General features: G+C 58.1%; 29 protein-coding genes. 3 read left to right on the top strand and 26 right to left on the bottom strand.

Annotation, left to right across the window (positions count from 1 at the left end):
* Window positions 1-51 precede the first annotated feature (51 nt).
* Window positions 52-747, bottom strand: coding sequence for an HAD family hydrolase (locus AC2FLD_RS05695; RefSeq protein ID WP_050602744.1), 696 nt, complete (start codon window positions 745-747; stop codon window positions 52-54).
* 24 nt (window positions 748-771) lie between these two features.
* Window positions 772-1,056 carry a DUF3572 domain-containing protein gene (locus AC2FLD_RS05690; protein ID WP_496667883.1) on the bottom strand — a complete coding sequence of 95 codons (285 nt, stop codon included), beginning with the start codon at window positions 1,054-1,056 and terminating at the stop codon, window positions 772-774.
* Between the two features lie 88 nt (window positions 1,057-1,144).
* Between AC2FLD_RS05690 and AC2FLD_RS05685 the strand changes: the two genes are divergently transcribed.
* Window positions 1,145-2,545: a diguanylate cyclase gene (locus AC2FLD_RS05685; protein WP_496667882.1), complete on the top strand. Its 1,401-nt coding sequence runs from the start codon at window positions 1,145-1,147 to the stop codon at window positions 2,543-2,545.
* 5 nt (window positions 2,546-2,550) lie between these two features.
* Here AC2FLD_RS05685 and AC2FLD_RS05680 read toward each other — a convergent pair whose 3' ends face one another.
* The 4 genes from AC2FLD_RS05680 to AC2FLD_RS05665 are packed head-to-tail and all read right to left on the bottom strand — an operon-like array spanning window position 2,551 to window position 4,458.
* Window positions 2,551-3,024, bottom strand: a complete 474-nt coding sequence (locus tag AC2FLD_RS05680) for a periplasmic heavy metal sensor (protein ID WP_496667881.1) — start codon at window positions 3,022-3,024, stop codon at window positions 2,551-2,553.
* Window positions 3,021-3,374 (bottom strand): hypothetical protein, encoded by a 354-nt coding sequence (locus AC2FLD_RS05675; RefSeq protein WP_496667880.1) that lies wholly within the window; start codon window positions 3,372-3,374, stop codon window positions 3,021-3,023. The genes AC2FLD_RS05680 and AC2FLD_RS05675 overlap by 4 nt, the downstream gene beginning before the upstream one ends.
* A complete protein-coding gene (locus tag AC2FLD_RS05670) occupies window positions 3,364-3,981 on the bottom strand; it encodes an RNA polymerase sigma factor (protein ID WP_496667879.1) in 618 nt (205 codons plus the stop codon). The genes AC2FLD_RS05675 and AC2FLD_RS05670 overlap by 11 nt, the downstream gene beginning before the upstream one ends.
* Window positions 3,982-3,987: 6 nt before the next feature.
* Window positions 3,988-4,458, bottom strand: coding sequence for an EF-hand domain-containing protein (locus AC2FLD_RS05665; RefSeq protein ID WP_050602750.1), 471 nt, complete (start codon window positions 4,456-4,458; stop codon window positions 3,988-3,990).
* Between the two features lie 222 nt (window positions 4,459-4,680).
* Between AC2FLD_RS05665 and AC2FLD_RS05660 the strand changes: the two genes are divergently transcribed.
* Window positions 4,681-5,079: a DUF983 domain-containing protein gene (locus AC2FLD_RS05660; protein ID WP_496667878.1), complete on the top strand. Its 399-nt coding sequence runs from the start codon at window positions 4,681-4,683 to the stop codon at window positions 5,077-5,079.
* A 25-nt stretch (window positions 5,080-5,104) separates the two neighbouring features.
* Window positions 5,105-5,806, top strand: coding sequence for an NUDIX hydrolase (locus AC2FLD_RS05655; RefSeq protein ID WP_496667877.1), 702 nt, complete (start codon window positions 5,105-5,107; stop codon window positions 5,804-5,806).
* A gap of 10 nt (window positions 5,807-5,816) precedes the next feature.
* Here AC2FLD_RS05655 and AC2FLD_RS05650 read toward each other — a convergent pair whose 3' ends face one another.
* The 20 genes from AC2FLD_RS05650 to AC2FLD_RS05555 all read right to left on the bottom strand — a co-directional run bounded on the left by AC2FLD_RS05650 (window position 5,817) and on the right by AC2FLD_RS05555 (window position 24,560).
* Complete coding sequence (locus AC2FLD_RS05650) at window positions 5,817-7,484, bottom strand: ribonuclease J (RefSeq protein ID WP_496667876.1); 1,668 nt, start codon at window positions 7,482-7,484, stop codon at window positions 5,817-5,819.
* Complete coding sequence (locus AC2FLD_RS05645) at window positions 7,481-8,260, bottom strand: type III pantothenate kinase (protein WP_496667874.1); 780 nt, start codon at window positions 8,258-8,260, stop codon at window positions 7,481-7,483. The genes AC2FLD_RS05650 and AC2FLD_RS05645 overlap by 4 nt, the downstream gene beginning before the upstream one ends.
* 11 nt (window positions 8,261-8,271) lie before the next feature.
* Window positions 8,272-9,021: a biotin--[acetyl-CoA-carboxylase] ligase gene (locus AC2FLD_RS05640; RefSeq protein WP_496667873.1), complete on the bottom strand. Its 750-nt coding sequence runs from the start codon at window positions 9,019-9,021 to the stop codon at window positions 8,272-8,274.
* A gap of 54 nt (window positions 9,022-9,075) precedes the next feature.
* Complete coding sequence (gene nuoN / locus AC2FLD_RS05635) at window positions 9,076-10,518, bottom strand: NADH-quinone oxidoreductase subunit NuoN (RefSeq protein WP_496667872.1); 1,443 nt, start codon at window positions 10,516-10,518, stop codon at window positions 9,076-9,078.
* A 15-nt stretch (window positions 10,519-10,533) separates the two neighbouring features.
* Window positions 10,534-12,078 (bottom strand): NADH-quinone oxidoreductase subunit M, encoded by a 1,545-nt coding sequence (locus tag AC2FLD_RS05630; RefSeq protein WP_496667871.1) that lies wholly within the window; start codon window positions 12,076-12,078, stop codon window positions 10,534-10,536.
* Window positions 12,078-14,231 carry an NADH-quinone oxidoreductase subunit L gene (gene nuoL / locus AC2FLD_RS05625; RefSeq protein WP_496667870.1) on the bottom strand — a complete coding sequence of 718 codons (2,154 nt, stop codon included), beginning with the start codon at window positions 14,229-14,231 and terminating at the stop codon, window positions 12,078-12,080. The genes AC2FLD_RS05630 and nuoL overlap by 1 nt, the downstream gene beginning before the upstream one ends.
* Window positions 14,232-14,238: 7 nt before the next feature.
* Complete coding sequence (nuoK, locus tag AC2FLD_RS05620) at window positions 14,239-14,544, bottom strand: NADH-quinone oxidoreductase subunit NuoK (protein ID WP_050602759.1); 306 nt, start codon at window positions 14,542-14,544, stop codon at window positions 14,239-14,241.
* Between the two features lie 4 nt (window positions 14,545-14,548).
* On the bottom strand, window positions 14,549-15,151 hold the full coding sequence (locus AC2FLD_RS05615; RefSeq protein WP_496667869.1) for an NADH-quinone oxidoreductase subunit J: 603 nt from the start codon (window positions 15,149-15,151) through the stop codon (window positions 14,549-14,551).
* A complete protein-coding gene (locus AC2FLD_RS05610; RefSeq protein WP_496667868.1) occupies window positions 15,148-15,558 on the bottom strand; it encodes a carboxymuconolactone decarboxylase family protein in 411 nt (136 codons plus the stop codon). The genes AC2FLD_RS05615 and AC2FLD_RS05610 overlap by 4 nt, the downstream gene beginning before the upstream one ends.
* A complete protein-coding gene (gene nuoI, locus AC2FLD_RS05605) occupies window positions 15,555-16,049 on the bottom strand; it encodes an NADH-quinone oxidoreductase subunit NuoI (protein ID WP_050602762.1) in 495 nt (164 codons plus the stop codon). Before nuoI ends, AC2FLD_RS05610 begins: the two co-directional genes overlap by 4 nt.
* 2 nt (window positions 16,050-16,051) lie before the next feature.
* Window positions 16,052-17,089: an NADH-quinone oxidoreductase subunit NuoH gene (nuoH, locus tag AC2FLD_RS05600; RefSeq protein ID WP_496667867.1), complete on the bottom strand. Its 1,038-nt coding sequence runs from the start codon at window positions 17,087-17,089 to the stop codon at window positions 16,052-16,054.
* The gene (locus tag AC2FLD_RS05595; protein WP_050602764.1) at window positions 17,073-17,297 is read right to left on the bottom strand and encodes a hypothetical protein; all 225 of its coding nucleotides are present in this window, start codon (window positions 17,295-17,297) and stop codon (window positions 17,073-17,075) included. Before AC2FLD_RS05595 ends, nuoH begins: the two co-directional genes overlap by 17 nt.
* The gene (gene nuoG, locus AC2FLD_RS05590) at window positions 17,294-19,315 is read right to left on the bottom strand and encodes an NADH-quinone oxidoreductase subunit NuoG (protein ID WP_496667866.1); all 2,022 of its coding nucleotides are present in this window, start codon (window positions 19,313-19,315) and stop codon (window positions 17,294-17,296) included. The genes AC2FLD_RS05595 and nuoG overlap by 4 nt, the downstream gene beginning before the upstream one ends.
* A 3-nt stretch (window positions 19,316-19,318) precedes the next feature.
* Window positions 19,319-19,723 (bottom strand): DUF5333 domain-containing protein, encoded by a 405-nt coding sequence (locus AC2FLD_RS05585; RefSeq protein ID WP_496667865.1) that lies wholly within the window; start codon window positions 19,721-19,723, stop codon window positions 19,319-19,321.
* A gap of 101 nt (window positions 19,724-19,824) precedes the next feature.
* A complete protein-coding gene (locus AC2FLD_RS05580; protein ID WP_496667864.1) occupies window positions 19,825-20,175 on the bottom strand; it encodes a hypothetical protein in 351 nt (116 codons plus the stop codon).
* Window positions 20,176-20,212: 37 nt separating this feature from the next.
* Window positions 20,213-20,629, bottom strand: coding sequence for an MAPEG family protein (locus AC2FLD_RS05575; RefSeq protein ID WP_496667863.1), 417 nt, complete (start codon window positions 20,627-20,629; stop codon window positions 20,213-20,215).
* A 5-nt stretch (window positions 20,630-20,634) separates the two neighbouring features.
* Window positions 20,635-21,933 carry an NADH-quinone oxidoreductase subunit NuoF gene (gene nuoF / locus AC2FLD_RS05570; protein WP_496667862.1) on the bottom strand — a complete coding sequence of 433 codons (1,299 nt, stop codon included), beginning with the start codon at window positions 21,931-21,933 and terminating at the stop codon, window positions 20,635-20,637.
* Between the two features lie 6 nt (window positions 21,934-21,939).
* A complete protein-coding gene (locus AC2FLD_RS05565) occupies window positions 21,940-22,167 on the bottom strand; it encodes a DUF5337 domain-containing protein (RefSeq protein WP_496667861.1) in 228 nt (75 codons plus the stop codon).
* 30 nt (window positions 22,168-22,197) lie between these two features.
* Window positions 22,198-23,337, bottom strand: a complete 1,140-nt coding sequence (locus AC2FLD_RS05560) for an NADH-quinone oxidoreductase subunit E (RefSeq protein WP_496667860.1) — start codon at window positions 23,335-23,337, stop codon at window positions 22,198-22,200.
* On the bottom strand, window positions 23,337-24,560 hold the full coding sequence (locus tag AC2FLD_RS05555) for an NADH-quinone oxidoreductase subunit D (RefSeq protein WP_496667858.1): 1,224 nt from the start codon (window positions 24,558-24,560) through the stop codon (window positions 23,337-23,339). The genes AC2FLD_RS05560 and AC2FLD_RS05555 overlap by 1 nt, the downstream gene beginning before the upstream one ends.
* Window positions 24,561-24,568 lie beyond the last annotated feature (8 nt).

The raw sequence follows: 24,568 nt of genomic DNA, 5'->3' as shown, positions 1-24,568 counted from the left end.
CGACAGAAAATGTCGGTTTTTTCTTTTGGACTGTCGATTACCGAGTTTAGCCTAACGATTTTTTGCCAACCACTCGGGAATATGCCCGATATCCGGCAAGACTACATCCGCCATTGGCGCCAGGGCATCTGCCTCGGCCAGCCCCGTCAGAACACCGATGGTGGTCATCCCTGCGGCGCGTCCTGCCTGCAGATCATGGAGGCTATCACCCACCATTACGACGCGGGACGGCTCGACCCCAACATGGGCCGCAAAGGCCAGCAACTGACCGGGGCCCGGTTTGAACCCGTGCCCGCTGTCATATCCGGCGACAAAGTCGAAATGTTCCCGGATCCCTGCGGACTTCAGATGCTGCAAGGCCGGGTGTTCACTGTCATTGGTCGCGACACCAAGCTTGATCCCTGCATTTCGCAGAGCTTCAAGAAATGGGACCAGAGGAACAGCAGGCGCCTGCGGGGCCGCGGCGGCTTCGGCATTCATCACGTCCACAATCTGGTGTACGGTCATATCTGGAAAGTGATCGGCCAAAACGTCAGCGATTTCCTCGACGGTCGCGGCAATCACGATGCTGTCTTCGGCATATTGCTCTTGCTCAAGATCATAGCCGATAACACGCCCAATCTCGGCCGCACGGTCTTTGTCACCATCTGTCAGGCGCAGCAACATAGAGCGTCCAAAGCCGCCCCATGTGTTTGCAAAATCAAACAGCGTGCCATCTTTGTCGAAGACGATTGCATCTATCGGCATCGGTTGCTCCTAAAGGTCAGGAATTCAGGTCCAGTGTATTTCTGCGCCGCCGGACAAAACCCCACGCGCCTGCGCGGGAAGATCATAGGCGATCGAGTTCGCGTCACAAAACGCCATGACCCACGAGTCGTCAAGCACCATAAAATCAAGCACCGATGCCAGAAAATCCCGATCCCCTGCCCGCTCACGCACATCGTCTATCGAAGCACCCGTCGATCCAAGGAATACAGGCAAAAGCTCGTCGTTACCAACCAGCCAACCCAGGGCCGTCAAAGCAAGTGTTTCAGCAGAATCGGACGATATCGGCATAAATCGGGCTCATATCCAGTCGTGGAAAGGGTTTGTTAACCAGACTCATAAACACTTTGTTCACGCATGCAATCAATGGTGAGCAACTATGTCTGTGCAGGGAACCATCCTTGTCCTCGACGGGGTATCAACCAATCGCATCATGCTGAAGGTTCAGCTGACAGCGGCTTGGTATCACGTGGTGCAAGGTGAAAAGCTAGAAGGACTGCAGGCGCTTGTGCGCCGCACGCAACCTGATTTGGTACTGACCGCTCAGACTCTGCCCGATGGAACTGCTGCGGATGTCAAGAACGCGATCGCGACAGTTCCCGGCCTCGAGGATGTGCCTATCGTTGCTATCGCCGCACAAAACGACAGAGACGCGCGTCTGCGCGCCCTGAAGGATGGGTTGGACGATGTACTGACACACCCTTTCAAAGACACCTTACTGCTGGCGCGTATCCGCAGCCTGTTGCGCGCGCGCGCCGTCACACAGGACCTGCAGGCCAGCAACAGTTCACAACCTATCGGGTTCGGGGAACCTGCGCCAAGCATCATCCGCCCCCCCAAGGCGGCACAGGTCAGCATTCTGACACATGCGGTGCAAAGCGGTGTCCTGTGGCACAAAGCGTTAAGCGAACAGCGGCAATTTTCCCTGTCCTGGCACCTTCAGTCGAATCTTCAAAGCGTATTGTCAGGTGCGGTTCCCGATGCCGTTATTGTCGAACTGGGCACGCATCCGTCCGATTTGAATATCCTGGCTGATCTAAGGTCGCGAAGCATCACACGAAATACCGTGCTGATCGGGGTGATGCAGGACAACGATGCCCTTCAAGCGTCAGAGGCGCTGGACCGCGGCGCAGATGCCGTTTGCCTGGGCGGGTTCTGCACGCAGGAAATCTTGCTGCAGCTAGACAATCAGATCGCCCGCAAGGCGCGGTTGGATCATCTGCGGGTTTCGCTGAGAAAAGGCATCGCCGAGTCGTGGATCGATCCTTTGACCGGGCTGCACAATCGGCGTTTTGCCATGCGAGCACTGGATCAAATCGCACGCGAATCCGCTCGGACCGAGCGCGGATTTGCGGTCATGCTGGCCGATCTCGATCACTTCAAAGCCATCAATGACGACCATGGCCACGCCAGTGGCGATCACGTTCTGACGCAGGCAGCGGAACGTATGCGCGGTGCCTTGGGGTCTCGTGGCTTTGTCGCCCGTATCGGAGGCGAAGAATTCATGATCGGGATGCCCGACGTGTCACCCACTCAAGCCAAGCAAATGGCCGAAACCCTTTGCAGCAGCGTTTGCAGCACGCCGTTCAGGCTTTCGAACGAGGGACGACAGGTCGATGTGACAGTCAGCATCGGGTTGAAGATGTCTCAGCCCTCTTTACCTGCTCAGGACTGCGTATCCTCTTATGTTAAAACCCTGATAGATTCCGCCGACAAAGCGCTGTACGCAGCGAAAAAGGCCGGGCGCAATCAGGTGAGAATCCGGCAAAATGCAGCGTGAGCCTGTCAGTCCTTTTTCTTGTGCCCGTGCTTCCCGCGCTTGACGAAGTCTTGTAACCGATCGGCATATGCCTGCCGTTCGCCGTCGCTCATGGCGGTAACACGCGCCAACCATTGAGATTGCAACGCCTCTTGCAGGGCAGCTGTGGCGTCTGCCTGCTGCTGCAAAAGCACTTCGACGGCGACTGGGTCAAAAGGAACCCTGCGCAACGCCTGGCTCATCGCCTCAAAGTCCTGCGTACGGCCTTTGCTTCCTTTTTTGTGAAGGCCCGACAGTTCGCCCCGCATTGCCTTGCGTTCGTCTTTTGGCAAAGCCCGGTACAAGGCTGGGCCAAATCCCGGTGGTGGCTTGGCATGATCTTCGCCTTTCAGGCGCAACACGGTTCCTAAGGCCACTCCAACGATCAACAGGTTCACAGCCAGAGACACGGCCAGGACAAGTGGCATCCACCGGCGTTTGGGTTTGGGGTCAACGTTCATTCCGTGGTCTCCAGAAAGCTTGTGTCATATCCAAGGTCTGCCACAAAATAGGCAGTCTCTTGCGACGTCAGCAGATTGACGGGATCGGGCAAAAAGGTAGGAGCTGAAAACCCGATCCAGACCCCCGCCGCACTGGCCGCCACCAGGCCACTCAACCCCTGCCAGCCGCCCAGATTGCGCACCAGCCTTTCCAACAGCGCAGGTCTTGGCTCCGGCGCGGGTTTCATTCGGTTCAGGCGCACGGCCTCGGCATCTGTCTGGATGCGCACGGCCAGATCATCCGGCAATGCGGGCCGTTGTTGGCGCGCCTGAGCAAACAATTGATCCAGTTCCAGGTTGTCATCCGTCATTGTCATACCCCAGTTCTTCACGCCGCCCCGCCAGAATGGCGGCCAGACTTCGTTTTCCCCGCGCTGTCAGACTTTCGACCGCTTCCACGGAAATGCCCATGATCCCGGCAATCTCGGGGTTGGGCAATTCTTCAATGTGGCGCAGCACCACCGCTTGCCGCTGCCGCTCGGGCAGTTCGGCCAACGCGATCTGCAAGGCATCCTTGCGCGCCTGGTCCTGCATCCGGTCAACCACGCTGGCTTTACCATCTTCAGGTTCAGGAACATCCGACAATCTGTCGGGTGTCTTCTTGCGCCGAAGGTCCACGCACAGGTTCAAAGTCACCCGGTACAGCCAGGTCGAGACTTTGGCCTGGCCGGACACCCAATCCGGTGCCAATTGCCACAACCGCATCATCGCCTCTTGTGTCACGTCTTCCGCTTCGGCCCGATTGCCCAACATGCGCAACGCAACCGAGTAACAGCGTGGACCCAGACGGTCAGTAAGAACCCGAGCGGCCTCGGCATTGCCATCAGCAAAGCGGCCCAGCAACTCATCGTCGCTGAGAGTGCCCGCGCTGCTCATCGCACCGCGGGCGTCTTGTGGGTGGGAGGTCAGATCCTCCATCCTGCATCAGCTGTCGTCTGCGTCCGAGTTGTGATGCTTTTTCTTGTGGTGCCGCCCCATCCGGTCCTTGGCATCGGCATATTCCTGCTCCGAGATTCCGCCACTGTTATCCGCGTCCATCCGATCAAACATCTTGTCAGCACGGCGGGGTTTCGGCAACTCGTCCTGGTTTAGAAACCCGTCTTTGTTCGCATCATTTTTTTCGAACATCTTGGCGACGCGGTCACTCGCCCTTTTCTGCGCAGCGGCTTGCATCTCTTCAAGGCTCAGCTGGCCATCGCCATCGGTATCCGCTTGTGTGAAGCGCGCTGTGCGATGGGCCTCGATCTCTTGTTGCGTCACCTGACCATCACCATCGGCGTCGAGCTCTTGAAAGGATACAGGCTCGCGCCCGCCTTTTCCGGCAGCCAGGACAGATGTGCCGGTGACGGCAACTGCAGACAAAACGATGGCCGTGATGAATGTCGCGTTTTTCATTTCGGTTTTCCCTTGTTGACGCGGCCCCAGTGCCGCTGCTCATACCTATTCAAACGCAGGCGAACGGGAATTCCGTCGCAGGAAAGTGACACTTTTTTCTAGAATGAGTTGAGACGCTCATGATGTTCTTCTGGTTTCAAGCGTTGCAAAGCGACGCACCCCCCTTTCAAATCCACCCGTTCAGACGCATTATCCCGCAAAGATTAATGCGCGAGTTATATTATGACGGATCAGACGATCGACACCGCAACCGAGTCAGAGCGTGAAACATGGCCCGCCCTTGTCAAAGGGTTTCGGTGCAAATGCCCCAACTGTGGTGAAGGCAAGCTGTTGCACAGCTACCTCAAGGTCAATGATAGCTGCTCGAATTGCGGGCAGGAGCTGTTTCATCACCGCGCCGACGATGGGCCCGCCTACCTGACGATTCTTCTTGTTGGCCACCTGCTCGCGCCTGCTCTGCACGTGTCTTACGTCCATTGGCGACCAGACCCCTGGACCATGGCCATCACCTTGTCGATTGGTTGCATTGCTCTGTCGCTGTACCTTCTGCCTCGACTGAAGGGGGCCGTTGTCGCGTATCAATGGGCCCGCCGTATGCACGGTTTCGACACATCCAAGTAAACCCAATGGGCCGTTTAGCGTAGACATGACAGCAGACAAGACCGCCATCCGGGACGCCGCAACTGTGATCGTTCTGCGGGACAGATGGACCAACCCCTCGATCCTTATGGGTCAGCGCGGGTCCAAGGCCGCGTTCATGCCAAATAAGTTCGTGTTTCCTGGCGGGGCCGTTGATCCAACGGATTCAAAGATCCCCTTGGCCACCAAGCTGCCCGATCTGTGCCATGACCGCTTGGCCGAACAGGCAGAGCCAGGGTTGCAACATGCGCTGGCCGCTGCTGCCATTCGAGAGCTCTGGGAAGAAACAGGGCTTGTTCTGGGCCAGCCGAGTGCTTGGTCAGGTCTCGCACCTGACGACTGGCAGAGTTTTTCCGCCATGGGATACGTGCCGTCTGCAGCTGCGTTGCAGTTCGTATTCCGCGCGGTAACACCACCCGGACGCCCTCGTCGGTTTGACGCACGGTTCTTTTTAGTCGACGCAGACGCCCTTCAAGGTGATCTGGACGATTTCAGCCGCGCCTCGGATGAGCTGTCGCACCTGCAATGGGTGCAACTGGATCGGGCCCGAGATCTGGATCTGCCATTTATTACAGAAGTCGTTCTGGCGGAAATCGCGGCCCGGGTTACATCCCCCGAGCCGCCATCGTCAGTTCCATTCTACAAGAATAACGACGAATCCAATCTGTTCCTGCGCCTCAGGGGCTTGACCATGCCGGAACACGATTGACGGTTCCGGTTCACCGCATCCGGCTGACAACCACCGTCACTTCGGGCTTCTTGCCGATTTCCGTTCTTGCGGTCTGCCGAACGATCCGGCGCATTTCGTCTTCCAGCTTGTCGTCATCGCGCAGTGTTTTGGCAGCAGCCCGCATCAGGAACTGATTCAGGTCCTCTTCCAGAACCTCTACCAAAGCAGCGCGCGAGGTTCCGATCTCGGGCAGGCCCATCGTATCGCACCAAGGCTCGCCCAGCGGTTCATCTTCCTCGTCCAGAACCACGGTTACGGTGACATGCCCGTTCAAAGCCATGCGGATACGATCCCGCACCACCCCGTCCAACGCGCCGATCTTGACCGTCCCGTCCAGATAGGTGCGCCCGGTTTCGACATAATCGACAACCGTCGGGGCGTTACCGCTTAGATCCAGCATGGTACCGTTCACTGCCAGCACGCCGGTTCTGCCGCCTTGCTCTGCCAGTTTGACGTGTTCACGCAGATGACGGTGTTCTCCATGCATGGGAATCACGACCTGCGGATTGATCAGCGCATGCACCTTTTCAAGATCGGGTCGGTTGGCGTGGCCTGACACGTGATAGAGCCCCGAACTGTCATCCACCACATCCACTCCCTTCTCGCTGAGCTGGTTCATGATAAAGATCACGCCCCGTTCGTTGCCCGGAATGGTTTTCGAGGAAAACAAGAACAGGTCGCCTTCGGCCAGTTCCAGACCGCGATACTTGCCACGTGCCAGTTGGGCACTGGCGGCACGGCGCTCGCCCTGGCTGCCGGTCACGATCAGCATCAGGTTCTGACGCGGAAGATCCAGCGCCTCTTCCGCGCTGATCACCTTTGGGAAATCCACAAGGATACCGGTCTCGGTCGAGGCCTCAATCATCCGGCGCATGGCCCGGCCCAACAGGACTACCGAACGTCCTGCACGCGCCCCCGCCTCTGCAAGTGTTTTGACCCGCGCGACGTTTGAGGCAAAAGTGGTGGCCACAACCATACCTTCAGCGCTTTCGACCAGTTTGACGATCTCGGGGCCAACCTCAGATTCCGAACGACCCGGATGGGTGGAAAACACATTTGTACTGTCACAGACCAGCGCCTTGACACCCGGCTTGGCCACCTCGGCCCAAAGATCGGGATCAAAGGCTTCGCCAACGACCGGAACTGCATCTAATTTGAAGTCACCCGAATGCACGACGCGCCCGACAGGCGTATCGATGACCAAGGCCGCGCTTTCGGGAATCGAGTGCGATACAGGCAGAAAGCCAACCGTGAAAGGACCGGCCGTGACCTGTTCAGGCCAGGCAGATGCGGTCGTCACTGCCTCGGTCGGGTGCCCATGTTCTTCCATCTTGCGGCGTGCGATATTGGCCGTGAAGGCGCGGGCATAGACCGGGGCACCCAAGGCTTCATAGCAATGCGCCACAGCTCCGATGTGGTCCTCATGCGCGTGGGTGATGAAAACACCGTCCAGCCGGTCGCCGCGCTCTTTCAGCCACGAAATGTCCGCGTAGATGAGGTCAACGCCCGGCGTTGTGTCCATGTCCGGAAAGGTTACGCCCAGATCGACAAGAATCAGGCGTTCCTGACCGGGTTTGCCATAGCCGTACACATAGGCATTCATGCCAATTTCACCCGCACCACCCAGCGGCAGGTAGATCAATCTTTCACTGCTCATGTGGAGCCATTATCCTTGTTATAGCGATAGATCACGGTCAAGCCGTGCATCGTCAGATCGTCTTCGATTATGTCGAACCCTACATCGGCCTGATCGAACAAAGGGGCCAGCCCCCCCGTCCCGACAACTTTCATGGGCATTCCGTATTCGGTCTTGATCCGGGCGATCAGCCCTTCGATCAGGCCGGAGTAGCCCCAATACACGCCCGATTGAATACATCCAACCGTATTCGTCCCAATCACTTTGTCCGGTCGGGTAATGTCGATATGCGGAAGCGCTGCCGCCCCCTGGTGCAAAGCCTCGAGGCTCAGATTCACACCGGGCGCGATAATTCCCCCGACATAGGCCCCATCAGCAGCAACTACGTCAAAGTTCGTTGCAGTGCCAAAATCCACCACAACCACATTGCCGCCATGACGGTCAAATGCGCCGACAGCATTGGCCAGTCGATCCGGACCAGGCACTGTCCCTTCATCCACACGAGGCGGTACAGGTAACAGACAATCCGGCTTACCCACCACTAGCGGTCTGCAGGCAAAGAAACGGTCTGCGAAAATTCGAAGGTTGAACACAACACGCGGTACAGTCGAGGCAATGATGACATCGGTAATATCCGCCTCGATACCGTAGTGTTTCACCAGCGTCGAATACCAGGTGAAATATGCGTCTGCCGTGCGCGCGTGGTGGGTCGATGTGCGCAAGGTGCACAGGAACTTCTCACCGTCCCAAATCGAGAAAACGGTATTGGTATTGCCGCAATCGATGGCCAGCAGCATCTGCGCCCCTTTCAGAAATAGACATCCGCCGCAGGAATGCTCACGCGGCCCTTGGCGGTGTTTAAGACAAGGTTGCCGCTTTCGTCCACTGTTTCGAAGGTGCCTTTGGTCTCTGACGTCCCGGTACGTGCGGTGATGACCTCACCCAACCGGGCCGCGCGGGCCAGCCAAGCGGTACGGATTGGATCGAAACCATAAGTGGTGAATTGAGTTTCGTAGGTGGCGTAGGCGGCAGCAAGTTCGGTCAGAAAATCCTCTGGCGAGACATGCGCCCCGGTTTCCGACAGCAACGAGACAGGCCGCATAGCGCCGGATTCGACCGCATCAGCGTCCGGAGCATTGGCCAGGTTCACACCGATGCCGATAGCCAGATGCGCCACACCGTGCCCCTGCCCGGTGCTTTCCAGCAAGATACCGGCCAGCTTTCCGCCGTTTAGCAACACATCATTGGGCCATTTCAGCGACAGCCCTGCCGTGCGCCCGGTCACGGCGACACAGGCATCAAACAACGCCAGCGCGGCCACGAAACTGCGCAATGCCACCAGTTCTGGGGCACCTTGCGGACGCATCAGCAACGTCGCGGCCAGATTGCCCATGGGGTTGGCCCAGGCCCGTCCACGCCGACCGCGCGCTGCCGTCTGGTGATGCGCCATGATCCAGACAGGACCACGCGCATTGGGCGCAATCCGCGCCGCCTCGTTCAGGGTGCTATCGACTTCCTGCACCTCGTGCAGGCCGTATCCTTGGGGCCATTTGGTCATATCAAAAAGGCCCGGTCACACGACCGAGCCCCTCCTTCCGATTGCTCAAGACGTTCAGTTGACAAGCGTGGCTGCTGCGGCAGCTGCCGCGCCCTCGACGCCAAACTGATAGAAGATGCCGACCAGCATCAACGCCGCAGAACCCATAAGGGCAACCCACAGAACGGGCGTTGATCGGGTCTCGATTGGCTCTTCGTTTTCAGCCCCGAAATACATATAGAACACAATCCGAAGGTAGTAGAACGCACCAATGACGGACGCGATGGCCGAGACGATCACAAGGCCGGTCAACCCTGCGCTGACACCCGCTTGCCAAACTCCAAACTTGGCAAAGAAGCCCAGCATCGGCGGCACACCAGCAAGGCTGAACATCAGGATCAGAACGGCCAGCGCCTTACCCGGATCACGTTTGGAGTATTGTCGCAACGCATCAATGTCGGTGATGGGTTTACCGTCACGTTCCATCATCAATATGAAGGCGAAGGTGCCGATATTCATGGTCACGTAAATGGCCAGATACATCAGCATCGCTTTGATGCCCAACTCGGTGCCCGCTGCAAGACCGATCAGCGCATAACCCATATGCGCAATCGACGAGAACGCCATCAGACGTTTGATGTCGCGCTGACCAATCGCGGCGACAGCACCCAGCAGCATCGACAGCACCGAAAGCAGTACGATCACCTGTTGCCAGTCTTTCACAATGCCTCCGAAAGCATCATGCATCAGTCGCGCAAAAAGCGCCATGGCGGCCACTTTCGGCGCGGTCGCGAAAAAGGCTGTAATCGGTGTCGGCGAGCCTTCGTACACGTCCGGTGTCCACATGTGGAACGGCACGGCAGAAACTTTGAAGGCCAGACCTGAGATCATGAAGATCAGACCAAACAGCAGACCAATCGAGACGTCTCCGGCCTGAACGGTCGTGATGATACCCGAAAAGAGCGTGGTACCGGTGAATCCATACACCAGCGACGCACCATAAAGCAGCAGACCTGAGCTGAGCGCACCAAGCACGAAATACTTCAAGCCCGCTTCGGTCGATTTCGCACTGTCCCGGCGCAGTGCCGCGACAACATAGAGCGAGAGCGATTGCAGCTCGAGACCCATATAGAGCGACATCAGATCGCCTGCGCTGACCATCATCATCATACCTACGGAAGCAAGAGCCACCAGCAGCGGGTATTCAAAACGCAGCAGATCACGGCGCGCCATGTATTCCTGGCTCATGACCAGAACAGCACCGGCCGAAAGCAGAATGGCAACCTTTGCAAAACGGGCGAACCCATCGTCGACAAACATGCCGTTGAAGGCCACATTGGTGCCCTCACCCTGTGTGGCGATCCAGATCGCCAGAAGGGCCATCAAACCTGCCGTAGTCCAAACCAGCAGCGGTGCCAGCCCATCCTTCGTTGTGTAGACAGCCCCCAAAAGCGCCGCCATCGCATAGAGCGCCAGAATGATTTCCGGCAGGATAATTGTCAGATCAGCCTGGATCATGTCTCCAAAGCTCCCTTAATGCGAAGCGGCCGTCTGGGTCGCAGCTTCTGCTGCGGCCAGAGCCGTGTCATAGTTCGAAATCAGCGCGGCAGTGGATTGACCGATCACATCCGTTACCAGCGAAGGATAGACCCCCAGAAGGATGGTCATCACGATCAGTGGGGCAAAGATCAACCGCTCGCGCGAGCTCATGTCGGTCATCGCCTTCAGGCTTTCCTTGATCAGGTCGCCAAAAACCACGCGGCGGTACAGCCACAGTGCATAGCCGGCCGAAAAGATCACACCGGTCGCAGCCACTGCCGTTACCCAGGTGTTGACCTGAAACGCGCCCATCAGGGTCAGGAATTCGCCGATGAACCCGGACGTGCCAGGCAAGCCGACATTCGCCATGGTGAACAACATGAAGACCAGCGCATAAGCAGGCATCCGGATCACCAGACCGCCATAGGCTTCGATATCCCGAGTATGCATTCGGTCATAGATCACGCCTACGCAAAGAAAGAGCGCCGCCGAGATGAAGCCGTGACTCAGCATCTGGAAAATCGCGCCATCAATCCCTTGCTGGTTCGCCGCAAAAATCCCCATGGTCACAAAGCCCATATGCGCGACCGAGGAGTAAGCGATCAGCTTCTTCATATCCTCCTGCACCAACGCCACCAGCGAGGTGTAGACAACCGCAATGGCCGACATCCACAGCACCAGATCGGTCATCACAGCCGAACCCACTGGGAACATCGGCAGGCTGAACCGCAGGAAGCCATAGCCGCCCATCTTCAGCAGGATCGCAGCCAGAACAACTGAGCCCGCGGTCGGAGCCTGCACGTGCGCATCCGGCAACCAGGTGTGGACCGGCCACATCGGCATTTTCACCGCGAAGCTGGCGAAGAAGGCCAGGAACATCAGCGTCTGCATGCCGCCGACAACATAGATGCCCAACACACTGAAGCTCTCGGACGAGAACTGATGGGTCATCAGCGCCTCGATATCCGTGGTGCCCGCATCTGCATACATCGCAACCATTGCCACCAGCATTAGAACCGAGCCGAGGAAGGTGTAGAGGAAGAACTTGAAGCTGGCGTAAACGCGATCCTTGCCGCCCCAGATGCCGATGATCAGGAACATCGGGATCAGGCCTGCTTCGAAGAACAGGTAAAACAGCACCAGATCCAGCGCCATGAAGACGCCCAGCATCAACGTTTCCAGCAGCAGGAAGGCGACCATGTATTCCTTGACGCGGTCAATCACGTTCCAGCTGGCCAGAATGGTAAGCGGCATGATGAAGGTGGTCAGCAGTACAAACAGAACACTGATGCCATCAACGCCCATCTTGTACTTGAGGCCCATCAGCCATTCGCCCTCTTCCACCATCTGGAAGTCGGGGTTTGACGGTTCAAAGCCCGTATAGATGCCGATGGAAACCAAGAATGTCACAGTGGTGGCCAGCAGAGCAATCCATTTGGCGTTCCGCTGTGCCGCTGCATCGTCACCGTGCAGGAACAGGGCCAGAATACCTGCTGCAATAGCCGGGATAAACGTAACAATGGAAAGGATGTTGTCCATTAGTGGGCCCCTCCGCCGATAGACATCCAGGTCACAAGGGCCGCGATGCCCAGCACCATCCAGAAGGCATAGGTAAAAATGTACCCGGTCTGCGCCTTGCCAGCGAGGCGGGTAAAGAAGGGAACAACGCCCATTGCTACTCCGTTAAGGAAGCCATCGATTGTATTGCCGTCACCGCGTTTCCACAGGAAGCGGCCAAGCGCCACCGTGGGTTTGACGAAGATCGCATCATAGATTTCGTCAAAGTACCACTTGTTCAGCAGGAACAGGTACAACGGACGTTGATTTGCAGCCAGACGGGCTGGAAGCGTCGTGTTCACGATGTAGAACCAGTATGCAACGACAAAGCCAAGTAACATGGCGACGAACGGTGAAACCTTGACCCATTTCGGAGCCGCATGCGCATCGTCCAGAACGTGGTTGTCTGGGGCCATATAGAGCGCACCTTCACCTGGTTCACCGGCGAACACATAATGATGGTCACCGGCATGCGCGTCTTTCTCGCCATGCGCGGCATCGTCGGCATGGCTGTCATCTGCATGGCTTTCATCGGCATGGCTGTCTTCACCGTGCGAAGCATCCGCCGCCGCATGATCACCAGCCTCGGCATGCTCGGATGCTTCTGCAACCGGAATACCGTAGAACTTGCCGACCTTGTCCGCATGGCCAAAGAAGTTGCCGTACCAGATCATCCCGGCAAACACCGCACCCAGTGACAAGACGCCCAGCGGCACCAGCATGGTTATCGGGCTTTCATGCGCATGGTCGTGCGTATTCTTGTCCCCGCGCGGTTCGCCAAAGAAAGTCAGGAAAATCAGGCGCCAGCTGTAGAACGAAGTGAACATCGCCGCGATGACCAGCATCCAGAACGCATAGCCCGTTCCGCCGGCATAGGCGCTTTCGATAATCGCGTCCTTGGACAGGAACCCGGCAAACCCAAAGGTCGTCAACGGGATACCGACACCCGTGATGGCCAACGTACCGATCATCATCGCCCAGAACGTATAGGGGATCTTCTTGCGCAGACCACCATACTCCGTCATCTCTTGCTCGTGATGCATTGCGTGGATCACCGAGCCCGCACCAAGGAACAGCAGCGCCTTGAAGAACGCGTGCGTGAATAGGTGGAACATCGCCGCCGAATACATGCCGACGCCAGCTGCGACGAACATGTAACCCAGCTGGGAACAGGTCGAATAGGCGATGACCCGCTTGATGTCGGTTTGAACCAAACCCACGGTAGCCGCAAAGAACGCGGTCGAGGCACCAAGGAAGGTGATAAAACCGGTCGCACCCGGAGCGAACTCCATCAGCGGCGACATACGGCAGACCAGGAAGACACCCGCAGTAACCATGGTCGCGGCGTGGATCAGCGCCGACACAGGCGTCGGGCCTTCCATCGCGTCGGGCAGCCAAGTGTGCAGGATCAGCTGCGCCGATTTACCCATCGCACCAATGAAGAGCAGAACGCAGATCACTTCGACCGCGGTCCATTCGCCCCACAGGAAATGCAGCTTTTCTTCTGCAAGCGCGGGTGCCGATGCGAAAATATCCGAAAAGTTGATGCTGTCGGTCAGGAAGAACAGCGCGAAGATTCCCAGCGCAAAGCCAAAGTCACCCACACGGTTGACGATGAACGCTTTCATCGCCGCTGCATTGGCCGAAGGCTTGCGATAGTAAAAGCCGATCAGCAGGTAGGATGCGACGCCCACGCCTTCCCAGCCAAAGAACATCTGCACAAGGTTGTCCGCCGTCACCAGCATCAACATGGCAAAGGTGAAGAAGGACAGATAGGCAAAGAAGCGCGGCTTATAGCTTTCGCCCTCACGCCATTGCGGATCGTGATCCATGTAGCCGAAGGAATAGAGGTGCACGAGCGCCGAGACGGTCGTCACAACGATCAGCATGATCGCGGTCAGGCGGTCCAGACGGATCGCCCAGCTTGTCGACAGCGACCCGCTCTCGATCCAGCGCATGATCTCGATCTGTTGCGTCACCCCGTCAAAGGTGAAGAACACGATCCATGACAACAGACAGGCCAGAAACAGCAAGCCGGTGGCGGTCCACATGGCGGCTTTCTCGCCAATAAATCTCCAGCCGAAACCGCAGAGCAGCGCGCCCACCAGCGGGGCAAAGAGGATGGTGGTTTCCATGGTTCTCTTAGCCCTTCATCATATTGACGTCTTCAACCGCGATCGAGCCGCGGTTGCGGAAGAAGCAGACCAGAATGGCCAGACCAATCGCCGCCTCGGCCGCCGCCACGGTCAGCACGAACAGCGTAAACACCTGCCCGACCAGATCGCCGAGAAAACTGGAAAACGCCACGAGGTTGATGTTCACCGCCAGCAGCATCAGTTCGATGCTCATCAGCAGGATGATGACGTTCTTGCGGTTCAGGAAGAGACCAAAGATGCCGATGACGAACAGCGTCGCCGCGACCGTTAGATAGTGTTCAAGTCCGATCATCGCCTCAAAGTCCCTGCCCCGGTTTCACTTCCTTCAACTCCATCGCCTTGGCCGGGTCGCGCATCATCTGGCCGACGATGTCCTGACGCTTGATGTCCTTGCGGTGGCGCAGCGTCAAAACAATGGCACCGATCATGGCCACCAGCAGGATCAGGCCCGCCAATTGGAACAGAAGGAAGTATTGATCATAAAGGATGACGCCCAGTGCTTCGGTGTTGTGGCGATCCACTGGCACCGGCTGCGCCAGATTGGTCGCCGCACCCTGCGCGCTGTCCCAGGCGCCGAAGGCCATGACGAACTGCATCAGGATGACCAGACCAATCAGCAGCGCCAGCGGCATATAGCGCGCCATCTCGGCCTTCAGCTCGGCAAAGTCCACGTCCAGCATCATCACTACAAACAGGAACAACACCGCGACTGCACCGACATAGACGATGATCAGCAACATCGCCACGAACTCGGCCCCCAGCAGCACGAACAGCCCCGCCGAGGAGAGGAAGGACAGGATCAGCCAAAGCACCGAGTGCACCGGCTGACGGCTGATCACCGTGAAAAGCCCGCCGGTGATGGCGCTGATGGCAAACAGATAGAAGGCAAAGACGGTCATTGATCCTCATCCTCGTTATCGCCCATGACCTCTTGCGCCAGCTCCAGCGCGCGGGTCATGGCCGGGATGCCGGCAAAAACCGACATCTGACCGATCGTTTCCACGATCTCTTGTTTCTTTGCGCCCGCTTCCAGCGCGTGGCGCACGGTCTGGCGCACCGCCGCATCCGCCTGAGCGCCCTGACAGGTCAGCCCGGCCAGCGTCAGCAACAGGCGGGTTTTGGCATCCAGACCGTCCTTGTTGACGGTGTTGCCGAACATCATCTCCATGACCTCTTTGGGCATGGTCGGCCACAGCGCCTCGAACCCCTTGGGCGAGAAATTCTCCATCGCCGGGTTCATCGCCTTGGCCATGTCCTGAGCCTGCTTCATCATCAGCTCGAACGGATTTGTCGGAGCGTCACTCATCTGTACGGCGCGTCCATTTCCAGATTGCGGGCAATTTCGGCTTCCCAGCGTTCGCCGTTATCCAGCAGTTTTTCCTTGTCGTAGAACAGCTCTTCACGGGTTTCCGTGGCGAATTCGAAATTCGGGCCTTCGACGATGGCATCGACCGGGCAGGCCTCTTGGCAGAAACCGCAATAGATGCATTTGGTCATGTCGATGTCATAGCGCGTAGTGCGGCGGCTGCCGTCTTCGCGTGGCTCGGCGTCGATGGTGATAGCCTGCGCGGGACAGATCGCCTCGCAGAGTTTGCAGGCGATGCAGCGTTCTTCGCCGTTGGGATAGCGACGCAGGGCGTGTTCACCACGGAATCGAGGCGACAGCGGGCCCTTCTCATGCGGGTAGTTGATGGTGGCCTTGGGGGCAAAGAAATACTTCAATCCCAGTTTCATGCCGACCCAGAAGTCCTGCAGAAGGAAGTATTTCGCGGCGCGGGTGTAGTCGATTTGGGTCATGATCAGCCTCCTACGCTCCACCGGGCGAAGATGCCCCAGAACCACTCGAATTTCGCCGCAAAGGCTACGAAGACCACCCAGGCCAGCGAGAAGGGCAGGAAGACTTTCCAACCCAGCCGCATCAGTTGGTCATAGCGGTAGCGCGGCGTGATCGCCTTGACCATCGCGAAGATGAAGAAGAAGAACGCCATCTTGCCGACCATCCACAGCACGCCATCCGGCAGACCCGGGATCGGCGAAAGCCAACCACCAAAGAACAGAAGCGTGGTCAGGGCACACATCAGGAAGATGGCGATGTATTCACCTGCCATGAACAGCAGGAACATGGTGGCGGAGTATTCCACCTGATAACCGGCCACAAGTTCCGATTCCGCTTCGGGCAGGTCGAACGGCGGGCGGTTGGTTTCCGCGAGTGCCGAGATGAAGAACAGGAAGACCATCGGGAAATGCGGCAGCCAGTACCAACCGAAGAAACCGTAGCCAGTATCTTGCGCCCCAACGATGGCACCGAAATTCATGGACCCGGTTGAAATGATCACGCCTATGATGATCAAACCGATGGACACTTCGTATGAGATCATCTGGGCCGCAGACCTCAGCGAACCGAGGAAAGGGTACTTTGAGTTCGACGCCCAACCGCCCATGATCACACCATAAACCTCAAGCGAGGATACGGCAAAAACATATAGAACGGCCACGTTCAAATCGGATAGAACCCAGCCGTCATTGAACGGGATCACCGCCCAGGCGATCAGCGACAGAACAAAGCTGGTCAATGGTGCCAGTATGAACACGGCACGGTCGGCCCCGGCGGGAATGACAACCTCTTTCACCACGTATTTCAGTGCGTCGGCCACCGATTGAAGGATGCCATAGACGCCAACCACGTTGGGGCCGCGGCGCATCTGGACAGCGGCCCAGATCTTGCGGTCGCCATAAACGAGGAACAGCAGCGAGATCATCACGAACGCAACGACTGCAAGCACTTGCGCCAGAATGATGATGGCTATTCCGCCTGGGGTGTTAAAGAATTCTGCCATTGGTCCTCACACCGTGGGTATTCCGTTTTCCGCGCGCGATGCAAAGGCCAGATGCCTGCGCAAAGAGCGACTGGGTCGGCGCGTTGGTGTAAACAGCATCTGCCGCTTCAGCGCTACCCTTAATCTTCAGTTTCACACACAAATCCAGCGCGGCGAACTGCCACCCGGCAGTCGCCTTTGCCTGCGATATGAAACGGTTCTGCTTCATTCCGCAGCGATCTTTCCGGCTTGACGCGCCTGGACTTGCGCCGAAAGCTCGGCCATCAGTTGCGACGCGCGTGCAATCGGGTTGGTCAGGTAGAAATCCTTGACCGCGTTGCGGAACGTGGCCTGACCCAGCGACGCCGCGTCGATCGGCTGAGCTTCGTTCTCGATGACCTCATCGATCCGCGCCAGATGCGGCACAGCCTCGATGAGCACGGTCCGCAATTGCGCCAGCGAGTCGAAAGGCAACGTTGCGCCCAGCTCAGCCGACAGCGCACGCAGGATCGCCCAGTTCTCTTTGGCTTCGCCTGGTGCAAAACCGGCGCGCATAGCCAGTTGCGAGCGGCCTTCGGTATTCACGAACAACCCGTTTTCTTCGGTATAGGCCGCACCCGGCAGGATCACGTCGGCGCGGTGCGCGCCCCGGTCACCGTGGCTGCCCTGATAGATCACAAAGGCCCCTTCGCCGATCTCGACCTCATCCGCGCCGAGGTTATAGATCACGTCGGCTGCGCCCACGGCCTCCATACCGCCTTGGTTGGTGGCGTCCACATCCATCGCGCCGACGCGCGACGCGGCGGTGTGCAGGATCAGCAGACCGCTTTCAGTATTGGCCGCAATGGTCTGAGCAGCGGCCAGAACGGCAGAGCCGTCCGCCTCTTGCAGGGCACCCTGACCGACGATAACCAGTGAGGCTTTGCCCTTGATCTCATCATCGCCGCCCATGTCCACGACCTGTTGCAGCGCCGCGCGGTCATCGCCCATGTGGTGATAGTCATAGGTCAGATCGGCGGCAGGCCCGACCAAGGCCACCTCGGCCCCATGCGCCCAGGCCTTGCGGATGCGCGCGTTCAGAACCGGCGCTTCATCGCGCGGGTTGGTGCCGACCAACAGAATGCGCTCGGCGCTGTCGATGTCTTCGATGGCAGCGGTCCCGGCATAGGCCCCGCGATTGCCCGAAGGCAGCTTGGCCCCATCCGTACGGCATTCGACAACACCGCCCTGCCCTTCGATCATCTGCTTCAAAGCAAAGGCCGCCTCGACCGAGGCCAGGTCACCGACGATACCAGCAGGCTTTTCAGCCGCTTTCAGCGCCTCAGCAGCCTTAGTCAGTGCTTCTGGCCAAGTGGCCGGGCGCAACTTGCCGTTTTCGCGGATGTAAGGCTTGTCCAGACGCTGACGGCGCAGGCCGTCCCAGACAAAGCGGGTCTTGTCGCTGATCCATTCTTCATTCACGCCGTCATGGTTGCGCGGCAGGAAACGCATTACTTCGCGCCCCTTGGTATCCACCCGGATGTTCGAGCCCAGAGCGTCCATCACATCGATGCTCTCGGTCTTGGTCAGCTCCCACGGGCGGGCGGTAAAGGCATAAGGTTTCGACGTCAGCGCCCCCACCGGGCACAGGTCGATGATGTTGCCCTGCAGGTTCGAATCCAACGTCTGATTCAGATACGAGGTGATCTCGGCATCTTCACCCCGGCCGGTCTGACCCATCTGGGCAATCCCGGCCACCTCGGTCGTAAAGCGCACGCAGCGGGTGCAACTGATACAACGCGTCATCGCGGTCGAGACAAGCGGACCAAGATCAAGATCATCGACCGCCCGCTTGGCTTCCTTGAAACGCGTCCCGGACATGCCATAGGCCATCGCCTGATCCTGCAGGTCGCATTCACCACCCTGATCGCAGATCGGGCAATCCAGCGGGTGGTTGATGAGCATGAACTCCATCACCCCCTCGCGGGCCTTTTTGACCATGGGTGAGTTCGTCTTAACCACAGGCGGCTGACCTTCCGGCCCGGGACGCAGGTCACGCACCTGCATCGCGCAGGAGGCCGCAGGTTTCGGCGGACCGCCGACAACCTCGACCAGACACATCCGGCAGTTCCCGGCAATCGACAAACGTTCGTGATAACAAAAACGCGGTACTTCAACCCCGGCTTGCTCACAAGCCTGGATCAGGGTCATCGCGCCTTCGACTTCGATTTCCTGCCCGTCGATATTGATCTTGCGGAGGTCAGACATGGTCTAGTTCGCCCTCAAATAAACGCCGATGGCGCTGTTTCTTTGGATTTCCTTCTGCCCCAGGGTGCAGAATGTGGTGGGGTTTTCATACGACACGCCGTTTGAGGTCAAATAAGCCTCGCCCTTTGCACGCATCCGGTCTTTTTCCGCATCCGATTCCACGTAAGACCGGATTTCTGTGTCCGAATACCCCAATTCGTTTGCTTTGGACCGTAGCCCCCACATCACACTGATCGCCTTCAGTCGCCGCCCGCTGATCGACGCGCAGAATTCCGAAATCTCGTTTGCGATTGCGATGTAGTAGAGTTCGTTGTCGATCTCTTTGACATCCCTCAAGGGCGGCTTTGCCTCTGCTGCGACAGGGACAGCCATCAAAGCGGCCAGAGCGACTGTTTTTGCAAATGACATGGGTTTTCCTTTCGTCTTGGAAGATCCAAGACGAAGGAATGCGCGTCTGCTATGCAATAACGCCGTGCGCGCCCAGTGGTGATATGCAAAAACAGCTGTCATCATGGCCGCTGACAGGTCCCCGCAAACGTAAGCTGATCATCAGAAATGGTAAGCTGCTGTGGTTCAGTGTCCGGGCCCACTTTCCAGTTGATGCGCGACGATCCGAAGTTCTGGACACAGAATTTTGTGCCTTCGTGCCGCCCGGCTTCGCGCGCGCCATCCAGCGAAGCCGACACGCCTTTGACAACAATTGTAAAGTCAGCGGGCGAATTCTTTTTATCGACCGCTTTCGCCTTGGTTCGAAACGCCTTGCCATCAAACAGAATGCGATCCTCTGACGGTCTGATCAAACCACAGGCGGACACGCTCGCCAAAGCCAGCACAACAATAAGGGTTCTTGGGGCCTTCATACATTCCCTCTTTGTTTTCTGTTCCGCCGTGTCGCTATCAAAACGCCGCCACCAATGCCATAAGCCCGATCACACACATGCAGGCCCAGCCCAGCACATACAGCACGGACCGCAGACCGCTGTTCGGCTTGCCGATGCCCCTGAGATGCACCACCAGCATGAGCAGACGCGCAACCAAGGCGACCGACGCCAGAAGGTTGACCCAGAATGGGCTGACCCCAAGCAAAATTGCCGCCACAACAACAGTCAGAAACGCCGGAAGCGTTTCGGTTCCGTTCAGATAGGCCCGGTTCAGACGATAGGCTTGATCCCCATAGTCCTGCTCGGGCGTGGCACCTGGTGCCAGACCTTTGCCCTGCTTGGCCAACGCAGAAAACGGGGCCAGAAGCAAAACAACCAATGTGAAAAACACAACGGATGCTAGGGCGTGTGAATATTCAGCTAAGGCTTCCATCGGGTTTACTCCGCTGCCATCGCACCCATGCGACCCGATTTTTGGGCCTTGATGCGGTCCTCGATCTCTTCTCGGAAGTTGCGGATCAGGCCCTGGATCGGCCAGGCGGCGGCGTCGCCCAGGGCGCAGATCGTGTGACCCTCGACCTGCTTGGTCACATCAAACAGCATGTCGATCTCTTCCAACTCGGCCTCGCCGCGCACCAAACGGTCCATCACGCGCATCATCCAGCCGGTGCCTTCGCGGCAGGGCGTGCACTGGCCGCAGCTTTCGTGCTTGTAAAACTTGGACAACCGCCAGATCGCCTTGATGATGTCCGTAGACTTGTCCATCACGATCACAGCCGCTGTTCCAAGACCCGAGCCCAGATCATTGCGCAGATAATCGAAATCCATGATCGCGTCGCGCATGTTCTCACCGCGCACGCAAGGAACCGACGAGCCACCCGGGATCACTGCCAGCAGATTGTCCCAACCGCCGCGAATTCCACCGCAATGGGTCTCGATCAGGTCCTCGAACGAGATCGACATCGCCTCTTCGACGACACAAGGGTTGTTCACATGGCCCGAGATCGCAAACAGCTTGGTGCCCGCGTTGTTCTGACGGCCAAAGCCTGCGAACCAATCGGCACCCCGGCGCAGGATGGTCGGCACAACAGCGATAGATTCCACATTGTTCACCGTGGTCGGGCAACCATAAAGGCCAGCGCCCGCCGGGAACGGAGGTTTCATCCGCGGCATACCCTTCTTGCCCTCAAGGCTTTCGATCAGGGCGGTTTCCTCGCCGCAGATATAGGCCCCTGCCCCGTGATGCAGGAAGATATCGAAATCCCAACCTGAACCGGCGGCGTTCTTGCCCAGCAGGCCCGCATCATAGGCCTCATCAATCGCGGCCTGCAGCGCCTCGCGCTCGCGGATGTATTCGCCGCGCAGGTAGATGTAGCAAGTATGCGCATTCATCGCGAACGACGCGATCAGGCAGCCTTCGATCAGCGTATGCGGGTCATGGCGCATGATCTCGCGGTCTTTACAGGTGCCGGGTTCGGATTCGTCGGCGTTCACCACCAGATAGGACGGACGCCCGTCGCTTTCCTTGGGCATGAACGACCATTTCAGACCGGTCGGAAAGCCAGCGCCGCCGCGACCGCGCAGGCCCGAGTCCTTCATCGTCTGGATGATCCAGTCGCGGCCCTTATCAATCAGGCCAGAAGTGCCGTCCCAATGCCCGCGGGCCTGCGCGCCTTTCAGCGTACGCTCATGCATCCCGTAGATGTTGGTAAAGATCCGGTCCTGATCCTTCAGCATCGCTAGTTACCCTTGGCTATCCTGACGCATGCGCCAGAGTTGAAAAATGTTGATGCCCGCATAGATGAAGCCCGCCAAAGCAGCGAGATCAAACAGCAGAGCGTGCCGGGTCGTCAAACCCAGCGCGGGTCCAATGAACAGGTTCATCGCAAGCCAGATCAGCATGGTCATAGCTATGACCACTCCGATGTGTCGGCCCTTGCGGGCTATGGCTTGTTCGTTGTCCTTGTCCATTTTCCCCCGATGCCCCGGATGGGCATCCGCCTAGTCTTCGTACGTACCGTCTTCCTTGGCACGTTTGGCAAATTCGGTTTCTTCACCCGCAGCAAGCTTGGCCGCCTGCGCAATCCAGCCATCGCGTTCGATACGGCCTTTGAATTTCAACCGCGCATCGACCCAAGCCATCTGTTCGGGTGTCCAGGCTGCGATCTGGTCGTAGTGATAAAAACCCAGTTCGTTCAGCGTCTCTTCCAGCTTGGGACCAACGCCTTTCAACAGCTTCAGGTCATCTGCCTTGCCGTTGCGTGCGGCGGTCAGAGTCTCGGGCTGGTCTTCTTTGACGTCTGCGGGCTTGGCATCGGCTTCTTTCGCAACAGGTTTGGCTTTCGCCTCAGCCGCTTGTTTCACTGCCGGTTTCGGAGCCTCGGGCGCTTTCGGAGGTTTTGCTGCCGCCGACGCACCCGCCTGCTTGCCATCCTTGCCAAGCCACGGCGTCAGGATCGGAACTTCGGTCCCGTCAATTCGCTTGACCGTGTCGCCCAGATCTGTCGCCAACTCAACGCTGGCGTTGTGTTGCGGCTTGCCAGCTTCATACTCGGACAAGCTGCTCAGCCCTTTCAGCGGCTCAGCCGCGTAGCGTCCGTTTTGAGGACCGGGCGTCGGCACCTTACCTGCCGCCAGATCGTCGATGATCTTGCCAAAGCTCTCGGCAGTCAGGTCTTCGTAGTAATCCTTGCCAATCTGCGCCATCGGCGCGTTGGTGCAGGAACCAAGGCATTCGACCTCTTCCCAGCTCAACTTGCCGTCGGCAGAGAGTTCATGCGGCTTGGCTGCGATCTTTTCTTTACAAACGGCAATCAGATCCTCGGCCCCGCAGATCATGCAGGAAGTTGTGCCGCAGACCTGAATATGCGCAACGGACCCAACCGGTTGCAGCTGAAACATGAAGTAGAACGAAGCGACCTCGAGCACGCGGATATAGGCCATGCCCAGCATATCCGCGACGGTTTCAATCGCCGGGCGGCTGAGCCAACCCTGTTGTTCTTGCGCGCGCCACAGCAAAGGGATGACCGCGCTGGCCTGACGCCCCTCGGGATACTTGGTGATCTGCGCTTCGGCCCATTGCTGGTTGGCAGCGGTGAAGGCAAAGCTTTCGGGTTGTTCGGGATGCAGACGGCGGAGCATTAGCGGTCAATCTCTCCAAATACGACGTCCATGGTGCCGATGATGGCGGCGACGTCGGCCAGTTGGTGGCCTTTGGCAACGTGGTCCATGGCTTGCAGGTGAAGGAACCCCGGCGCACGCAGTTTTGCGCGGTAGGGTTTGTTGGAACCATCGGCGACCAGATAGACGCCGAATTCACCCTTGGGGGCTTCGACGGCGGCGTAAACCTCCCCTGCGGGGACGTGGAAACCTTCGGTGTACAGCTTGAAGTGATGGATCAGGCTTTCCATCGAGGTCTTCATGTCCGAGCGTTTCGGCGGGGTGATCTTGCCACGCGCCAGAACGTCGCCCGGGCAGTCGCGGATTTTGGCGATGGCCTGACGGATGATCAGCAGAGACTGGCGCATCTCTTCCATTCGGACGAGGTAGCGATCATAGCAATCGCCGTTCTTGCCGACGGGGATCTGGAACTCAAACTCGTCATAGCATTCATAGGGCTGCGCGCGACGCAGATCCCAGGCCAGACCCGATCCGCGCACCATCACGCCGGAGAAGCCGAATTTCAAAATATCGTCTTCGGTCACGACGCCGATATCGGCGTTACGCTGTTTGAAGATGCGGTTTTCCGTCAACAGGCCGTCGATGTCGTCCAGAACAGCGGGGAATTCGTGGCTCCACGCCTCGATATCGTCCAGAAGTTCGGGCGGCAGGTCTTGATGGACGCCTCCAGGTCGAAAATAGGCGGCGTGCAGTCGGGCACCACAGGCGCGCTCATAGAACACCATCAGCTTTTCACGCTCTTCAAAACCCCAAAGCGGTGGTGTCAGCGCGCCAACGTCCATCGCCTGCGTGGTCACGTTCAGCAGGTGGTTCAGGATACGCCCGATCTCGGAATACAGAACCCGGATCAGCGAACCACGGCGCGGCACTTCGACTCCGGTCAGCTTTTCGATGGCCAAACACCAGGCATGTTCCTGATTCATCGGCGCCACGTAGTCCAAACGGTCGAAATACGGCAGGTTCTGCAGATAGGTCCGGCTTTCCATCAGCTTTTCGGTGCCACGGTGCAGCAAGCCAATATGCGGGTCACAACGCTCGACGATCTCACCGTCGAGTTCGAGCACCAGACGCAGAACCCCGTGCGCCGCAGGGTGTTGCGGGCCGAAGTTGATGTTGAAGTTGCGGATCTTCTGTTCTCCGCTCAGCGCGTCCGTGCTGCCGTCATCGTATCTTGAGCCGTCCATCAACGCCC

Source organism: Ruegeria sp. CDSA021 (assembly GCF_059612325.1).
Note: the sequence above shows the minus strand (reverse complement) of the source record. Positions and strands in the feature narration are given on the sequence as shown.

Coding starts and splice junctions, on each gene's coding strand:
- AC2FLD_RS05640 (WP_496667873.1), bottom strand. CDS start 9,021: ATGACCAAATGGCCCCAAGGATACGGCCTGCACGAGGTGCAGGAAGTC.
- AC2FLD_RS05685 (WP_496667882.1), top strand. CDS start 1,145: ATGTCTGTGCAGGGAACCATCCTTGTCCTCGACGGGGTATCAACCAAT.
- AC2FLD_RS05695 (WP_050602744.1), bottom strand. CDS start 747: ATGCCGATAGATGCAATCGTCTTCGACAAAGATGGCACGCTGTTTGAT.
- AC2FLD_RS05650 (WP_496667876.1), bottom strand. CDS start 7,484: ATGAGCAGTGAAAGATTGATCTACCTGCCGCTGGGTGGTGCGGGTGAA.
- AC2FLD_RS05665 (WP_050602750.1), bottom strand. CDS start 4,458: ATGAAAAACGCGACATTCATCACGGCCATCGTTTTGTCTGCAGTTGCC.
- AC2FLD_RS05645 (WP_496667874.1), bottom strand. CDS start 8,260: ATGCTGCTGGCCATCGATTGCGGCAATACCAATACCGTTTTCTCGATT.
- AC2FLD_RS05595 (WP_050602764.1), bottom strand. CDS start 17,297: ATGAAGCAGAACCGTTTCATATCGCAGGCAAAGGCGACTGCCGGGTGG.
- nuoH (WP_496667867.1), bottom strand. CDS start 17,089: ATGGCAGAATTCTTTAACACCCCAGGCGGAATAGCCATCATCATTCTG.
- AC2FLD_RS05565 (WP_496667861.1), bottom strand. CDS start 22,167: ATGGACAAGGACAACGAACAAGCCATAGCCCGCAAGGGCCGACACATC.
- AC2FLD_RS05585 (WP_496667865.1), bottom strand. CDS start 19,723: ATGTCATTTGCAAAAACAGTCGCTCTGGCCGCTTTGATGGCTGTCCCT.
- AC2FLD_RS05615 (WP_496667869.1), bottom strand. CDS start 15,151: ATGACCGTCTTTGCCTTCTATCTGTTTGCCATCAGCGCCATCACCGGC.
- nuoN (WP_496667872.1), bottom strand. CDS start 10,518: ATGATCCAGGCTGATCTGACAATTATCCTGCCGGAAATCATTCTGGCG.
- AC2FLD_RS05655 (WP_496667877.1), top strand. CDS start 5,105: ATGACAGCAGACAAGACCGCCATCCGGGACGCCGCAACTGTGATCGTT.
- nuoF (WP_496667862.1), bottom strand. CDS start 21,933: ATGCTGAAGGATCAGGACCGGATCTTTACCAACATCTACGGGATGCAT.
- AC2FLD_RS05560 (WP_496667860.1), bottom strand. CDS start 23,337: ATGCTCCGCCGTCTGCATCCCGAACAACCCGAAAGCTTTGCCTTCACC.
- AC2FLD_RS05610 (WP_496667868.1), bottom strand. CDS start 15,558: ATGAGTGACGCTCCGACAAATCCGTTCGAGCTGATGATGAAGCAGGCT.
- AC2FLD_RS05680 (WP_496667881.1), bottom strand. CDS start 3,024: ATGAACGTTGACCCCAAACCCAAACGCCGGTGGATGCCACTTGTCCTG.
- nuoG (WP_496667866.1), bottom strand. CDS start 19,315: ATGTCTGACCTCCGCAAGATCAATATCGACGGGCAGGAAATCGAAGTC.
- AC2FLD_RS05690 (WP_496667883.1), bottom strand. CDS start 1,056: ATGCCGATATCGTCCGATTCTGCTGAAACACTTGCTTTGACGGCCCTG.
- AC2FLD_RS05555 (WP_496667858.1), bottom strand. CDS start 24,560: ATGGACGGCTCAAGATACGATGACGGCAGCACGGACGCGCTGAGCGGA.
- AC2FLD_RS05675 (WP_496667880.1), bottom strand. CDS start 3,374: ATGACGGATGACAACCTGGAACTGGATCAATTGTTTGCTCAGGCGCGC.
- AC2FLD_RS05580 (WP_496667864.1), bottom strand. CDS start 20,175: ATGAAGGCCCCAAGAACCCTTATTGTTGTGCTGGCTTTGGCGAGCGTG.
- nuoK (WP_050602759.1), bottom strand. CDS start 14,544: ATGATCGGACTTGAACACTATCTAACGGTCGCGGCGACGCTGTTCGTC.
- nuoL (WP_496667870.1), bottom strand. CDS start 14,231: ATGGAAACCACCATCCTCTTTGCCCCGCTGGTGGGCGCGCTGCTCTGC.
- AC2FLD_RS05575 (WP_496667863.1), bottom strand. CDS start 20,629: ATGGAAGCCTTAGCTGAATATTCACACGCCCTAGCATCCGTTGTGTTT.
- AC2FLD_RS05660 (WP_496667878.1), top strand. CDS start 4,681: ATGACGGATCAGACGATCGACACCGCAACCGAGTCAGAGCGTGAAACA.
- AC2FLD_RS05630 (WP_496667871.1), bottom strand. CDS start 12,078: ATGGACAACATCCTTTCCATTGTTACGTTTATCCCGGCTATTGCAGCA.
- nuoI (WP_050602762.1), bottom strand. CDS start 16,049: ATGACCCAAATCGACTACACCCGCGCCGCGAAATACTTCCTTCTGCAG.
- AC2FLD_RS05670 (WP_496667879.1), bottom strand. CDS start 3,981: ATGGAGGATCTGACCTCCCACCCACAAGACGCCCGCGGTGCGATGAGC.